Source organism: Sphingomonas sp. Leaf17 (genome assembly GCF_001421505.1).
In the GTDB taxonomy this organism is placed as follows: domain Bacteria; phylum Pseudomonadota; class Alphaproteobacteria; order Sphingomonadales; family Sphingomonadaceae; genus Sphingomonas.
The window spans coordinates 516,630-530,729 of the sequence record NZ_LMKL01000001.1 but is presented as its reverse complement, the minus strand read 5'-3'; the positions used below and the strand labels follow the sequence as shown (position 1 = coordinate 530,729).

Genomic DNA, 14,100 nt, shown 5'->3' with positions numbered 1-14,100 from the left:
GGATCAGGGACGATCGGACGCGGGCGTGCCCCCGGTCCGGGCCGCGCGCGGCTGACCGGTCGGCGTGACGGGCACCGGCCCGCTGCTGGTGGCCTCCAGCGTCGAATCGCCGCCCAGTGCCTGATACAGCGACACCGTGTTGCTCGCCCCCGTCAACTGGGTCGCGACCAGCGTCCGCTGCGCCTGATACAGCGAGCGTTGCGAATCCAGACTGGCGAGGAACGTGTCGATCCCGCCGCGATAGCGCGCATCGGTCAGGCGATAGGTATCGGCGGCGGCGGCCTGCAACTGCTGGTTGGCGCGCAACTGATCGGCAAACGTACCCTGACGGGCCAGCGCGTCCGATACTTCGCGAAACGCGGTCTGGATCGTGCCCTCATAGGTGGCAAGCGCGGCATCGCGCTGTGCCTCGCTGAACCGCACGCCGGCGCGGCCAGCGCCTGCATTGAAGATCGGGTAGCTGATGCTGGGCGCGACCGAATAATTGAACGCCCCGCCGCTGAACAGCGACGTCAGCGCGGTGCTGGCGAAACCGACCAGCCCGGTCAGCGAGATGCGTGGGAACAGCGCCGCGCGCGCCGCGCCGATCTCGGCATTCAGCGCGCGCAACGTATATTCCGCCTCGACCACATCGGGCCGCCGCAACAGGATCGACGAATCCAGGCCGGCGGGCAGGGGGCGGATGGTTGCCGCCGCTTCCTCGATCGACCGGGGCAGCAGGTTCGCCGCGACGGGCGCGCCGACCAGCAGTTGCAGGGCGTTGACGTCCTGCGCGATCGCGGTCCGCTGTTGCGCCAGATCGGCGCGCGCGGTCGCCAGCACGGTTTCGGCCTGGCGCAGGTCGGTGCGCGGCGCGATGCCGCCGTCCAGCCGCAACCGGGTCAGCCGGACGCTGCGTTCGGCACTGAGCGCGGTTTCCTGCGCGATCCGCAACAGGCTCTGGTCGGAGGCATAGGTCAGCCACGCGTCCGCAATGTCCCCGACCAGCGTCAGCCGGGTGGTACGCGCCGCCGCCTCGGTCTGGAAATACCGGTTCAGCGCCGCATCGCTCAGCGAACGGATCCGACCGAACAGGTCCAGTTCGAACGCGGTCGTGCCAAGCCCTACCGAAAACGCGCTGTTGGAGCGCGACGTCGTTACCACCGACCCGGTCGACGTACCCGTCCCCGCGCCGGTATCGGTGCCTGCGCCGGTGCCGACCCCAGTGCCGACCCCGGTGCCCGTACCGCCGGTCGTCCCGCTGCCGGCGATGCTGGATGCGCCATTGCCCCCGTCGGAATAGGTATAGCGGCCATTGGCGTCGACCTGCGGCAACAGGTCGGATCGCTGGATCCGGTATTGCGCGCGCGCCGCCGCGATGTTGGCGGCGGCGACGCGCAGGTCGCGGTTGTTGTCCAGTGCCTGCCGCACGATCGCCTGCAACCGGGGGTCGGTGAAGACCTGCGCATAGCTGACGCTGGCCAGCGCCCCCTCGCTCTGTCGCAGATAGGCGTCACCCACCGGCCAGGACGGCGGCACCGGCAGGTCGGTGCGGACATATTTGGGGGCCATCGAACAGCCCGCGAGCGCGGCACCGAGCAACAGCGCGATCGGACCACGGCGCATCATGCCGGCTCCGCCGTGGATGGGGTGGGTGGCAATGGCGGGGCGTCCTTCTTGTGTCGCAGTTTCTTCATCCCGTCGCGCACGCCGCGCCGGACCAGCACGAAGAACAGCGGGATGTAGAAGATCGCCAGGACGGTCGCGGTAAACATGCCGCCGATCACCGCGGTGCCGATCGCGATGCGGCTGTTCGCACCGGCCCCGGTCGAGATCGCCAGCGGCAGCACGCCGAAGATGAAGGCGAGGCTGGTCATCAGGATCGGGCGCAACCGGATCTTTGCCGCTTCGATCGCCGCGTCGATGACGCGTGCGCCCTTCTTTTCCGCCTGTTCGGCAAACTCGATCATCAGGATCGCGTTCTTCGCCGCCAGACCCATCGTCGTCAGCAGGCCGATCTGGAGATAGACGTCGTTGATGAGTCCGCGCAGCGTCACCGCCGCGATGGCCCCGATCAGCCCGAGCGGAATGACCAGCAACACCGCGATCGGGATCGTCCAGCTTTCATACAGCGCGGCAAGGCACAGGAACACGACCAGGATCGACAGGCCGTACAGCAGCGGGGCCTGCCCCGCCGACAGCCGTTCCTGATAGGACAGCCCCGCCCATGCCACGGTCGTTCCCGGAATCTGCGCCGCCAGCTCCGTCATCCGCATCATCGCGTCGCCTGAACTCTGGCCGGCGGCCGCCTGTCCCTGAAACTCGTAGGACGGGATGCCCTGGAACCGTGACAGCGTTGTCGGTGCCTGCGACCAGCTGGTCTGCGAGAAGGCGGAGAAGGGGGCCATCTGGCCATTCGCGCCGCGCACGAACCACTGCGCCAGATTGGCCGGGTCGGCGCGGTATTGCGCGTCGCCCTGCACGAAGACCCGCTTCACGCGTCCGCGATCGACGAAATCGTTGACGTAGCGGCCACCCCAGGCGGTCGACAGCGTCGTGTTCACGTCGTTCTGGGTCAGCCCCAGCGCGGCCAGCTTCTGCTGGTCGACATCGACCTTCAGCGTCGCGACGTCGGGCAACTCGGTCAGGCGGACCGAGGCGAGAACCGGGTCGGCATTGGCGGCGGCGAGCAGCTTGTCACGCGCCGCCTCGAACTTGGCCTGGTCCATGCCACTGCTGTTCTGCAATTCCATGGTGAAACCGTTCGACTGGCCCAGACCACGAATGGCCGGCGGCACCAGCGCGAAGACGCGCGCGTCACGGATCCCGGCAAATGCGGCCGATGCCCGCGCGACGATCGCGTCAGCGCTGTTTTCCTTGCCCTCGCGCTCGGCCCAGTCGTTGAACGCCAGGAAGGCCTGGCCGGTATTCTGCCCGCTCGTCCCGCCGCCGCCGCCGCCGCTGACCGAGAAGATCGTCTTCAGGTTCGCGGCTTCGTTCTTGGCGAAATACTCCTCGACCTGCCGCTGCGTCTGATAGGTGCGCCCCTGCGTCGCGCCGGCCGGCAACTGGAACTGGACGATCGCGCCGCCCTGATCCTCGGTCGGCAGGAAGCCGGTCGACAGCCGCAGGAACAGCACGACCAGCAAGGCGAGCAGCCCCGCATAGATCAGCAGGAACAGCCATTTGCGGTCGATCACGGTCTTCACCGCCCCGGTATAGCGTTCGACCCCGCGATCGAACCGGCTGTTGAACCCGTCCTTCGCGCGCTGCAACCCGTGCGCGACCTTCGGGAAACGGCGATCGAGGAACCCGTCCTCGTGCTCGCCATCCTTCTTCTTCTGCTTCAGCAGGGTCGCGGTCAGCGCCGGGGACAGGATCAGCGCCACGAACACCGACAGGATCATCGCCGACACGATCGTCAGCGAGAACTGGCGGTAGATCACGCCCGTCGATCCGCCGAAGAACGCCATCGGCAGGAACACCGCCGACAGCACCAGCGCGATGGCGATCAGCGCGACGGTGATCTCGTCCATCGACTTGATCGTCGCCTCGCGCGGCGTCAGGTCGGGATCCTCCTCCATCAGGCGTTCGACATTCTCGACCACCACGATCGCGTCATCGACCAGCAGGCCGATGGCCAGCACCAGCCCGAACAGCGTCAACGTGTTGATCGAGAAGCCGGCGAGGTAGAATACCGCAAACGTACCCAGCAGCACGACCGGCACCGCGATCGTCGGGATCAGCGTCGCGCGCCAGCTTTGCAGGAACACGAACATCACGATCACGACCAGGATGATCGCCTCGATCAGCGTCTTGACGACTTCCTCGATCGACAGCTTGATGAAGTCGGTGGTGTCGTTGGCATAGGCGTATTTCAGGCCCGGCGGAAAATCCTTGGACGCGGTTTCGATCTGCGCCTTCACCAGTTCGGCGGTCTTCAGCGCGTCGGCCCCCGGCGCCATCAGCACCGCGATGCCCGCACCCGGATGCCGGTTCACGCGGCTGAGCGCCGCATAGCTTTCCGCCCCCAGCTCGATCCGCGCGACGTCGGACAGGCGGACGGTGCCGCCGTCCTGCTCGGTCTTCAGGATGATGTTGCGGAACTCTTCGGGCGTTTGCAGGCGCGACTGGGCGGTGACGGTCGCGTTCAGCATCTGCGTCATCGGCTGTGGCTGGCCGCCAAGCTCGCCCGCCGCGACTTCGGTATTCTGGTTGGTGATCGCGGTGATGACGTCGCCGGGCATCAGCTGGAAACTGGTCAGCTTGGCGGGATCGAGCCAGATCCGCATGGCATATTGCGACCCGAACACGTTGGTGTCACCGACACCCGGCGTCCGCGCCAGCTGGTCCTGCAGATTGGACACCAGATAGTCCGACACGTCCTGGTTGGTCAGCTTGTCGGTTTCGTCATAGACGCCGGCGATCAGCAGGAAGTCGGGGTTCGACTTGCGGACGACCAGTCCCTGCTGCTGCACCTGCTGGGGCAGGCGCGAAATTGCCTGCTGGACCTGGTTCTGTACCTGGACCTGCGCGATGTCGGGATCGGTGCCCTTCTCAAACGTCGCGGTGATCGACACCGAGCCGCGCGAACTGGACGAGGACTGAAAATAGATCAGCCCGTCGATACCCGTCAGCTGCTGCTCGATGACCTGGGTGACGCTGTTCTGGATCGTCTGCGCCGATGCGCCGGGGAAGGTCGCGCGGATCGAAACCTGCGGCGGGGCCACGTCGGGATATTGCGCGATCGGCAGCGACAGGATGCCGCCGACGCCGGCCAGCATGACGATGATGGACAGCACCCATGCAAAGATGGGGCGGTCGATGAAGATACGCGAAATCATCGCCGATCAGCTCTTGGCGGCCGGGGTTCCGCCCTTGTCCTGACCGCCCCCCTGACCTTGCGGGGGCACGATGCGCTGCGGGGTGTTGGCCGGAACCGGTCGAACCGGTGCGTTCGGTTTCAGACTTCCCGTGCCTTGGGTGATGACCTTGTCGCCGGGATTGAGACCCTTGGTCACCACCCAGAACGCGCCCTGCGCCCGATCGGCGATGACGGATTTCTGCACGGCCTTGTTGCCCGGCCCGACGACGTACAACGTCGCCGCGCCCTTGGCATCGCGGGTCACGGCGGCCTGCGGGACGAGGAATGCGTTGGTGTCGATCGACTGTGCGAAGGTCGCGCGCACGAACATGCCCGGCAACAGCGCGCCGTTCGGGTTGGGCACGCGCGCGCGCAGGGTGACCGTGCCTGTCGTCGGATCGACCACGACCTCGGCGAACTCGACCGTCCCGGTCATGCCGTATTCGCTGCCATCCTCCAGCTTCAGGCGCACGACGGCCTTGGTCGGCTGCACGCCGCCGGTAGCGAGCGCCCGGCGCAACTCGATCAGCGCGGCGGCGGATTGCTGGATGTCGACGAACATCGGGTCAAGCTGCTGGATCGTCGCCAGCGGATCGGCCTGCGTGCTCGACACCAGCGCGCCGACCGTGAACAGCGACCGGCCGATCCGGCCGGTGATCGGTGCGGGGACCGTCGTGAAGCGCAGGTTGACACGCGCGGTTTCCAGCGCGGCCCGGGTTTGCGCCACGGCGGCGGCGGCCTGGCGTGCGGTCGCGGCGGCGTCTGTGTAATCCTGCGCCGCCACCGCCTGCATGTCGGCCAGCGGCTTGTAGCGTTGCGCCTTGATCCGGGCCGCCGCGGCGGTCGCCTGCGCGCTGGCCACGTTGGCCTGCGCTTCGTTCGCGGCGGCGCGGTAAAGGCTGGGGTCGATCTGGTAAAGCGGCTGGCCGCGCCGGACGATCGTGCCTTCGGTGAACAATCGGCGCTGGATCACGCCGGTCACCTGCGGGCGGACTTCGGAACTCTGGAAGGCGACGGTACGTCCGGCCAGTTCGGTGGTCAGCGCGACATTGGTCGGCTGGACGACGACGAACCCGACTTCAGGCGTTTGCTTGGCTTTGCCGGCTCCGGCCTTATCTCCGCCCGCTTTTCCGTTGGATGCGCTGTCACCGCAGGCAGACAATCCGGCGATGGCGATGATGACGGCCGAACCCAGCCAAACCTTGAGGGACAAACGATCCCCGTTCGATGTCGACAATCCGAAACCCTTCACCAACGCGACCGGACGCACGACCGGTAGAACCAAAAGTCACCAACCCGACAATTGTTCCCGGTATCTGGCGGCATGTGCCAAAAAAATGCGGTCTTCGCCAGCAGATAGCGATGCGATAGGACGAGCGGAGGAGATGCCATCATGCCCACGCCACCCCCGTGCGAGCTACCCACGTTCGACCTGTCGGGGCGGATCGCCCTTGTCACCGGTGCGTCGTCCGGACTGGGCGCACGGTTCGCAACGATCCTGGCGGCGGCGGGCGCGCGGGTGGTGGTCGGTGCACGACGGGTCGACCGGCTCGACGCGCTGGTCGCGGCGATCCGGCAGCGGGGCGGCACCGCCGTGGCCGTATCGCTCGACGTGACCGACGAGACGTCGGTGCAGGGCGCCTATGATACGGCGGAACAGCGGTTCGGCCCGGTCGACACGGTCATCGCCAACGCCGGCATCAGCGTATCCGGTCCCTCCACCGACCTGAACCTCGACGCCTTCGACTCGATCGTCGCGGTCAATCTGCGCGGCGTGTTCGTGACGGTGCGGGAGGGGGCGCGGCGGATGATCGCGGCGGGCAGCGCCGATACCGGGCGGGGGCGGATGGTCATCCTGTCGTCGATCACCGCCGATGCCGTGTCGCCGGGCCTTGCCGCCTACAGCGCGACCAAGGCGGGGGTGCAGCAGATGGGCCGGGTGATGGCCCGCGACTGGGCGCGCAGCGGCATCAACGTCAACATGCTGTGCCCCGGCTATATCCGCACCGACATCAACGCCGACTGGTTCGACACGCCGGCCGGCGCGCGGCATGTCGAAACCTTTCCCCGCCGCCGGCTGCTGGCCGAGGATGCGCTGGACGTGCCACTCCTATACCTTGCCTCCGATGCGTCGGCCGGCGTGACGGGGTCATGCTTCACCATCGACGACGGCCAGTCGCTCTGACCCCGTTCAGGCGGTCGTGAGGATGCCGTCGATCACCGTCACCGGCCACGGGGTCAGCGTCGCGCCGACGCACGGCCCGCCAAGGCATCGCCCGTCCTCCACCGCGAACACCGCCCCGTGCCAGCCGCACGCGATCCGGCTTGAATCCGGCGTGAGGTAATCGTCCAGCGTCCGCGCCAGCGGCAGGCCCATATGCGGGCACGCATCGACATAGCCGGTCGCCACATCGCCCCGGCGCACCACGAAACCGTGGAAACGCCCGGCGCGCATCTGCAACACATAGCCGCGTGCCGCTCCATCGGCGATGTCGCCGATCGGGCCAAGGCGCACGCCGGCCGGTGTCGCGGTCAGCCGGTCGCTCATGCCGGCAACACGGCCTTGGGAAAGTCCTGCCACACCGCGTCATAGTCGAGCTGCGCGGTCGCCAGCGCGTGGGGCGTCGGGCGATACGGCCAGCAGCTTTCGACCATGAATGCCATCGTCGCGTCGATCTTGTGCGGTTTCAGGTCGGCGGCGCTCGCCCCCTGCCAGCTGGTCAGGTCGGGGCCGTGGCCCGCCATCAGATTATGCAGGCTCAGGCCACCGGGCGAAAATCCGTCCGCCTTGGCATCGTACGCGCCGTGGATCAGGCCCATCGCCTCCGACATGACGTTACGGTGGAACCAGGGGGGGCGGAACGTGTCCTCCGCCACCAGCCAGCGCGGCGGGAACAGCACGAAATCGGCATTGGCGCGGCCGGGCACGTCGCTGGGCGAGGTCAGGAGCGTGAAGATCGACGGATCGGGATGGTCGAAGTTGATGCTGCCGATCGTGTTGAACCGTGACAGGTCGTACCGCCACGGCGCAAGATTGCCGTGCCACGCCACCACGTCGAGCGGCGAATGATCCAGCGTCGTCGTCCAGAGCGCCCCCATGAACTTCTGGATCACCTGCGTGGGCGCGTCGCGATCCTCGAACCACGCCACCGGCGTCTCGAAATCGCGCGCGTTGCCAAGGCCGTTCGCACCGATCGGCCCCAAATCGGGCAGGCGGAACAGGCTGCCGTGGTTTTCCGCGACATAGCCGCGCGCGCTGCCGTCGGGCAGCAACGCGCGGAACCGGACGCCGCGCGGGACCAGCGCGATCTGTCCCGGCGCGATGTCGATCCGCCCCAGCTCGGTCAGCAGCGTCAGCCGCCCCGCCTGCGGCACGAACAGCAACTCGCCGTCCGAATCCATGAACACCCGGTCGGTCATGTCGGCATTGGCCGCGTACAGGTGGACCGCCACCCCCTCCAGATCGGCGGGCGGGCGCGTGGTCAGCATCGTCGTCATGCCGTCGATCAGGTCGATGCCGGGGCCTGCATCGGCGATCGGATCCCAGCGCAGCCGGTTGGGCGCGAGCGGCGCATCGCCCGCACCGTCGACGAACCGACCGGCACCGTCATAGGGCACGAACGGCGGATGCTCGGCGGTGGGGCGCAGCCGGTACAGCCAGCTGCGCCGGTTTTCATGGCGGGGTGCCGTGAAGGCGGTGCCTGACAGCTGCTCGGCGTACAGGCCGAAGGCGGGCCGCTGCGGCGAATTGCGCCCGATCGGCAACGCGCCGGGCACCGCCTCGGTCGAGACGTGGTTGCCGAAGCCGGGGATGTAGTCGGGGGCGGGGGCGGTCATCGGCATCCTTTCCATCAACCCCGCATGGGGTGGTGCAGTATCGGTGGCTCCTGTGGGAGTCTCATCCGCCTGCCCGTCGGACCCGGCAAAGCCGTGCCCTGTGGGCAGGCTCTGCCGGACCGGCCGGGCGGGGCGTGATTATGGTCGCGCTTACGCGTCGACCATAATCACCCCGCGCCGGATCTGATCCAGCTCGATGCTTTCAAACAACGCCTGGAAGTTGCCGTTGCCGAACCCCTCATTCCCTTTACGCTGGATGATCTCGAAGAAGATCGGTCCGACCATCGTCTCGGTAAAGATCTGGAGCAACAGGCCCTCCTCGCCGACATTGCCGTCGATCAGGATCCGGTTCTTGCGCAGCCGCTCCAGATCCTCGCCATGCCCCGGCACCCGCTTGTCGACCAGTTCGTAATAGGTCTCGATCGTGTCCTGCAGCTTCACGCCGCGCGCGCGCAGCTTCTCCACCGTGTCGAAAATATCCGGGGTGGTCAGCGCGAGGTGCTGGATGCCCTCGCCCTTGTACTCGCGGATGAACTCCTCGATCTGGCTCTTGTCGTCCTGGCTTTCGTTCAGGGGAATGCGGATCGCCTTGTCGGGCGCGATCATCGCCTGGCTGAACAGGCCGGTCGCCTTGCCCTTGATGTCGAAATATTTCTGTTCCTGAAAACCGAACAGCTTGCCGTAGAAGCTGGACCATGTCCGCATCTCGCCGCGACGGACATTGTGGGTCAGGTGATCGAGCAGGTCGAGGCCGACGGTATTGACCGCCTCCGCCTCCTGCCAGCCGGGGACTTCGGTCCAGCGGTCGTACAGCCCGGTCGCGGCGTCGACGAGGTACAGATACGACCCGCCGATCCCCTCGATCGCATAGGATCCTTCGCCCAGCGTCCCCGCGGCAACGTCGACCGGATTCGCACCCTCGGCAATGGCGTGGTCATATGCCGCCTTCGCATCGGCCACCCGGAACGCCATGCCGCTGGCCGATGGCCCGTGCGCGGCGCGGAAATCGGCGGCCTGCCCGGTCGCCTCGCGGTTGAGCAGCAGATTGATCCGCCCCTGCTTGTAGCGCACCACGTCCTTGCTTGGGTGGCGATGCGACACCACGAACCCCAGCTGCTCGAACTGCGCGGCCAGCGTGTCGGGATCGGGCGAGGTGAACTCGCAGAACTCGAAACCGTCGAGGCCAAGCGGATTGTCGGACTGGGTCATGGGTTGAGTCACGGGGCGGCACCTTCTTATGGTATCTAATGAAACCAGTTTGTGCGCTTGCGGAGATGGTGTCAATTGATACCATGTGCCGGTGACCACCCGCCTGATCCTCGACGACTTCCTGCCCTTCCGGCTGTCCTACACCTCCAACCTCGTCAGCGACTCGATCGCGCGGGCCTATGCGGCGCTGTTCGGGCTGACGATTCCCGAATGGCGGCTGGTCACGGTGGTCGCGGAAACCGGCGGCATCACCCAGAACGCGATCGGGCAGCGCACCCGCATGGACAAGGTGACGGTCAGCCGCGCCGCCGCCGCGCTGGTCGACCGCGGATTGCTGGAACGACAGGCCAGCGCGTCGGATCGGCGCTCGCATCTGCTGGTGCTGAGCGACGCGGGCCGGACCCTCTACAGCGCGGTCGCGCCCAAGGCGCTCGATCTGGAACGCCGGATCTTCACGGCGTTCAGTCCGGACGAACTTGCCGGCTTCGTCGCGATGCTGCGCCGGATCGACACCGAGGTGCTGGCGCTGGATAATGCCTCCGGCGATCAGGACTCCCACGACGGAGCCGGCGACCACAGCGCGCGCAGATAGTCGAGCAGCGCGGTCACGCCGGCGGGCACGGGACTCCCGCGCGGATGCACCGCATAGATGCCGACGTCGGCCGACCCCTCGATCGCCGGCAACACGCGGACCAGTCGCCCGGCCGCCAGATCGGCGCTGACATCCCACAGCGACCGCAGCGCGATGCCGACCCCGGCAATGGCCAGTTCGCGCACCACTTCGCTGGAATTGGTGCGGACATGCGACGCCCGGTCGATCGTGATCCCGTCCGCCAGCCGCCACGGCATCTGCCCGGTCGCGGCCAGCAGCCGGTGATCCGCCAGCGCATCGGCATCGACCGGCACGCCCCGCGCGGCCAGATACGCCGGCGCCGCGCACAGGATCCGCCGGCTGTCGGCCAGCCGGTGCGCGACCAGCGCTGGCTCGACGCGTGGCGCGATGCGGATCGCCAGGTCGATACCCTCGCCGATCAGGTCGGCGAACCCGTCCGACAGGTTCAGCTCCAGCGCGATGCCCGGATACGCATCGAGAAACGCGGCCAGATGCGGCGCGACGTGCAGTCGTCCGAACGATGTCGGCGCACTGATCCGCAACGGCCCGGACGGCGCATCCCGGCCATCGGCCACCCGCGCCTCCGCCGCGCGGATCGCCGCCAGCACCTGCACCATGTCGGCATGAAACCGCTCGCCGCGCGCGGTCGGCTCCAGCCGGCGCGTCGTCCGGTGCAGCAACCGCACGCCCAGCCGCGCTTCCAGCCGGGCGATCCGCTTCGACACCATCGCCGGCGAAATCCCGCGGGCGCGGGCGGCGGCGCTCAGGCTGCCGGCGGTCACCACGTCGACAAAGAGTGCGCTGTCGGGATCCATCATCTGTTCCTATCGCGATCGACTGTCTGTAGTTCTTATCCTCTACCGACCGATTGGTGAGGGGGGTAGTGTGGTTTTATGATGGGGGACCGCCCCCCTTTCCGCTCGAAACGAACGGATTGATGTGCGCGCATAGGAGACCGAGAATGAGTGCAATGGTTGAAAAGGCCGGGCTACAGGTCGCCAGCGAACTGGCCGACTTCATTGAAACCCAGGCGCTGCCCGGCACCGGCATCGCGCCCGACGTCTTCTGGTCCGGCACCGCGCGGATCTTCGCGACCTTTGCCCCCGACAACCGCGCGCTGCTCGCCGTGCGCGACACGATGCAGGCGCGGATCGACGCGTGGCACACCGACCATGCCGGTCAGCCCATCGACCAGCCCGCCTATCAGGCGTTCCTGCGCGAGATCGGCTATCTCGTCCCCGATTCCGCGCCCTTCACGATCACCACCGCAAACGTCGATGCCGAGGTCGCAACGCTTGCCGGTCCGCAACTGGTCGTGCCGGTCCTCAACGCGCGCTTCCTGCTGAACGCCGCCAATGCGCGCTGGGGCAGCCTGTACGACGCGCTCTACGGCACCGACGTCATCCCCGGCACCACGACGGGCAAGGGCTATGACCAGGAGTGGGGCGCACAGGTCATCGCCTGGGGGAAGGCGTTCCTCGACCGCGCGGTGCCGCTGGCGACAGGATCGTGGAGCGACTTTGCGGGTGACGCCCCGACGCTGGCCGATCCCAAGCAGCTGGCCGGCCGCAATGGCGACACCTGGCTGTTCCGGCACAACGGCCTGCATATCGAGGTCGTCGTGGATCGCAGCCACCCGATCGGCGCGACCGACCCGGCCGGCATCGCCGACGTTCTGCTCGAATCCGCGCTGACCACCATCGTCGATCTGGAGGATTCGATTGCCGCCGTCGACGCAGGCGACAAGGTCGCGGCCTACACCAACTGGCTTGGCCTGATGAGGGGCGACCTGACCGCCAGCTTCGCCAAGGGCGGGCGGACGCTGACCCGCACGATGGCCGAGGACCGGGCCTACACCGCCCCCGACGGAACCGCCCTGACGCTGCCCGGCCGCTCGCTGCTGTTCGTCCGCAATGTCGGTCACCTGATGACCACGCCTGCCGTGCGGCTGCCCGATGGCGGCGAGGCCCCCGAAGGCATCCTCGACGCCATCGTGACCGCGCTGATCGGCGTCCACGACCTGAAACGGCAGGGCCGGTTCACCAACAGCCGCGCCGGCTCGATCTACATCGTGAAGCCCAAGATGCACGGGGCCGACGAGGCCGCTTTCACCAATCGCCTGTTTGACGCGGTCGAGGATCTGCTCAGGTTGGACCGCCACACGATCAAGGTCGGCGTGATGGACGAGGAACGCCGGACGTCGGCCAATCTGGCCGCCTGTATCCATGCGGTGCGCGACCGGATCGTGTTCATCAACACCGGCTTCCTCGACCGCACCGGCGACGAGATGCACACCGCGATGCGCGCCGGGCCGATGATCCGCAAAGGGGCCATGAAGGCCAGCGACTGGATCGCGGCCTATGAGGACCGCAACGTCCAGATCGGCCTTGCCTGCGGCCTGTCGGGCAAGGCGCAGATCGGCAAGGGCATGTGGGCCGCACCCGACCGGATGGCCGACATGATGGCGCAGAAGATCGGCCATCCGCAGACCGGGGCCAACACCGCCTGGGTGCCAAGCCCCACCGCCGCGACGCTGCACGCCACCCACTATCACGATGTCGATGTCTTCGCTCGCCGGGCCGAACGCGCCGGCGAACCGGTCGCGTCGCTCGACCGGCTGCTGACCATTCCGGTCGCGTACGGTCATGACTGGTCGGCGCAGGAGGTGCGCGAGGAACTGGACAACAATGCCCAAGGGATCCTTGGTTACGTCGTGCGCTGGGTCGATCAGGGGGTGGGATGCTCCAAGGTGCCCGACATTCACGACGTCGGGTTGATGGAGGACCGCGCGACCTTGCGGATTTCGTCGCAGCACATGGCCAACTGGCTGCTCCACGGCATCTGCACGGCGGCGGACGTCGACGCCGCATTGTCGCGGATGGCGGCCACGGTCGATGCGCAGAATGCGGGCGACCCGCTGTACCGGCCGATGGCGGGCCGCGAGCACGACAGCCTTGCTTTTCAGGCCGCCCGCGCGTTGGTGTTCGAGGGGCTGGACCAGCCGAGCGGCTATACCGAACCGCTGCTCCACCGGTTCCGGGCCTGGGTGAAGGAAAAGGATGGCCATGCCGCTGTACAGGATCGCCGGGACTGCGCCGACGCTGCCGGATGACGGATCGGCGTGGATCGCGCCGTCGGCGGACGTGATCGGCGACGTGCGGCTGGGGCAGGGGGCCAGCGTCTGGTTCAGGGCGGTGATCCGCGCGGACAATACGCCGATCATCGTCGGCGCCGCGACCAATATTCAGGAAGGCGCGATGCTCCATTCCGACCCGGGCGCGCCGCTGACCGTGGGCGCGGGCTGCACGATCGGCCATCACGCCATCCTGCACGGCTGCACCATCGGCGACACCGTGCTGGTCGGCATGGGCGCGACGATCCTGAACCGTGCGGTCATCGGCGCGGAGTCGCTCGTCGGCGCGGGCGCGCTGGTGACCGAAGGGAAGGTCTTCCCGCCGCGCAGCCTGATCGTCGGATCACCCGCCCGCGCGGTCCGCACGCTGGACGATGCGGCGGTCGCCGGCCTGCGGGCGGCAGCGGCGGGCTATGTCGCGCGCGCCGCGGACTATGCGGCCAGGCTGGAGCGGGTTGGCTGATC

The 14,100-nt window shown here is 67.7% G+C and carries 11 protein-coding genes; 4 read left to right on the top strand and 7 right to left on the bottom strand.

The genetic code is table 11. The features are described from left to right. Positions 1-3 precede the first annotated feature (3 nt). The 3 genes from ASE75_RS02530 to ASE75_RS02520 are packed head-to-tail and all read right to left on the bottom strand — an operon-like array spanning position 4 to position 6,056. Positions 4-1,605, bottom strand: coding sequence for an efflux transporter outer membrane subunit (locus tag ASE75_RS02530; RefSeq protein ID WP_082463739.1), 1,602 nt, complete (start codon positions 1,603-1,605; stop codon positions 4-6). After that, positions 1,605-4,823 (bottom strand): multidrug efflux RND transporter permease subunit, encoded by a 3,219-nt coding sequence (locus tag ASE75_RS02525; RefSeq protein ID WP_055928251.1) that lies wholly within the window; start codon positions 4,821-4,823, stop codon positions 1,605-1,607. Before ASE75_RS02525 ends, ASE75_RS02530 begins: the two co-directional genes overlap by 1 nt. Positions 4,824-4,829: 6 nt before the next feature. Further along, on the bottom strand, positions 4,830-6,056 hold the full coding sequence (locus ASE75_RS02520) for an efflux RND transporter periplasmic adaptor subunit (protein WP_055929309.1): 1,227 nt from the start codon (positions 6,054-6,056) through the stop codon (positions 4,830-4,832). A 180-nt stretch (positions 6,057-6,236) separates the two neighbouring features. Here ASE75_RS02520 and ASE75_RS02515 point away from each other — a divergent pair, with 180 nt between their 5' ends. Beyond that, entirely contained in the window at positions 6,237-7,028 is a 792-nt protein-coding gene (locus tag ASE75_RS02515) for an SDR family NAD(P)-dependent oxidoreductase (RefSeq protein ID WP_055928248.1), read from the top strand. Positions 7,029-7,034: 6 nt separating this feature from the next. Here ASE75_RS02515 and ASE75_RS02510 read toward each other — a convergent pair whose 3' ends face one another. From ASE75_RS02510 to hppD, 3 genes are all read right to left on the bottom strand, one after another. After that, positions 7,035-7,391: a Rieske (2Fe-2S) protein gene (locus ASE75_RS02510; protein WP_055928245.1), complete on the bottom strand. Its 357-nt coding sequence runs from the start codon at positions 7,389-7,391 to the stop codon at positions 7,035-7,037. Beyond that, positions 7,388-8,680, bottom strand: coding sequence for a homogentisate 1,2-dioxygenase (gene hmgA / locus ASE75_RS02505; protein ID WP_156340059.1), 1,293 nt, complete (start codon positions 8,678-8,680; stop codon positions 7,388-7,390). Before hmgA ends, ASE75_RS02510 begins: the two co-directional genes overlap by 4 nt. Before the next feature lie 150 nt (positions 8,681-8,830). Then, entirely contained in the window at positions 8,831-9,889 is a 1,059-nt protein-coding gene (gene hppD, locus ASE75_RS02500) for a 4-hydroxyphenylpyruvate dioxygenase (protein WP_055928239.1), read from the bottom strand. Positions 9,890-9,980: 91 nt separating this feature from the next. Between hppD and ASE75_RS02495 the strand changes: the two genes are divergently transcribed. Continuing rightward, on the top strand, positions 9,981-10,481 hold the full coding sequence (locus ASE75_RS02495) for a MarR family winged helix-turn-helix transcriptional regulator (RefSeq protein ID WP_055929306.1): 501 nt from the start codon (positions 9,981-9,983) through the stop codon (positions 10,479-10,481). Here ASE75_RS02495 and ASE75_RS02490 read toward each other — a convergent pair. Continuing rightward, entirely contained in the window at positions 10,436-11,317 is an 882-nt protein-coding gene (locus ASE75_RS02490; protein WP_055929303.1) for a LysR family transcriptional regulator, read from the bottom strand. The two genes, ASE75_RS02495 and ASE75_RS02490, sit on opposite strands and share 46 nt — an antisense overlap. Positions 11,318-11,472: 155 nt before the next feature. On the opposite strand from ASE75_RS02490, the gene ASE75_RS02485 reads away from it, so the two are divergent. Together ASE75_RS02485 and ASE75_RS02480 are read left to right on the top strand one after the other, a co-directional pair. Then, positions 11,473-13,614: a malate synthase G gene (locus ASE75_RS02485; protein WP_055928236.1), complete on the top strand. Its 2,142-nt coding sequence runs from the start codon at positions 11,473-11,475 to the stop codon at positions 13,612-13,614. Next, positions 13,568-14,098, top strand: a complete 531-nt coding sequence (locus ASE75_RS02480; protein WP_055928233.1) for a gamma carbonic anhydrase family protein — start codon at positions 13,568-13,570, stop codon at positions 14,096-14,098. Before ASE75_RS02485 ends, ASE75_RS02480 begins: the two co-directional genes overlap by 47 nt. Positions 14,099-14,100 lie beyond the last annotated feature (2 nt).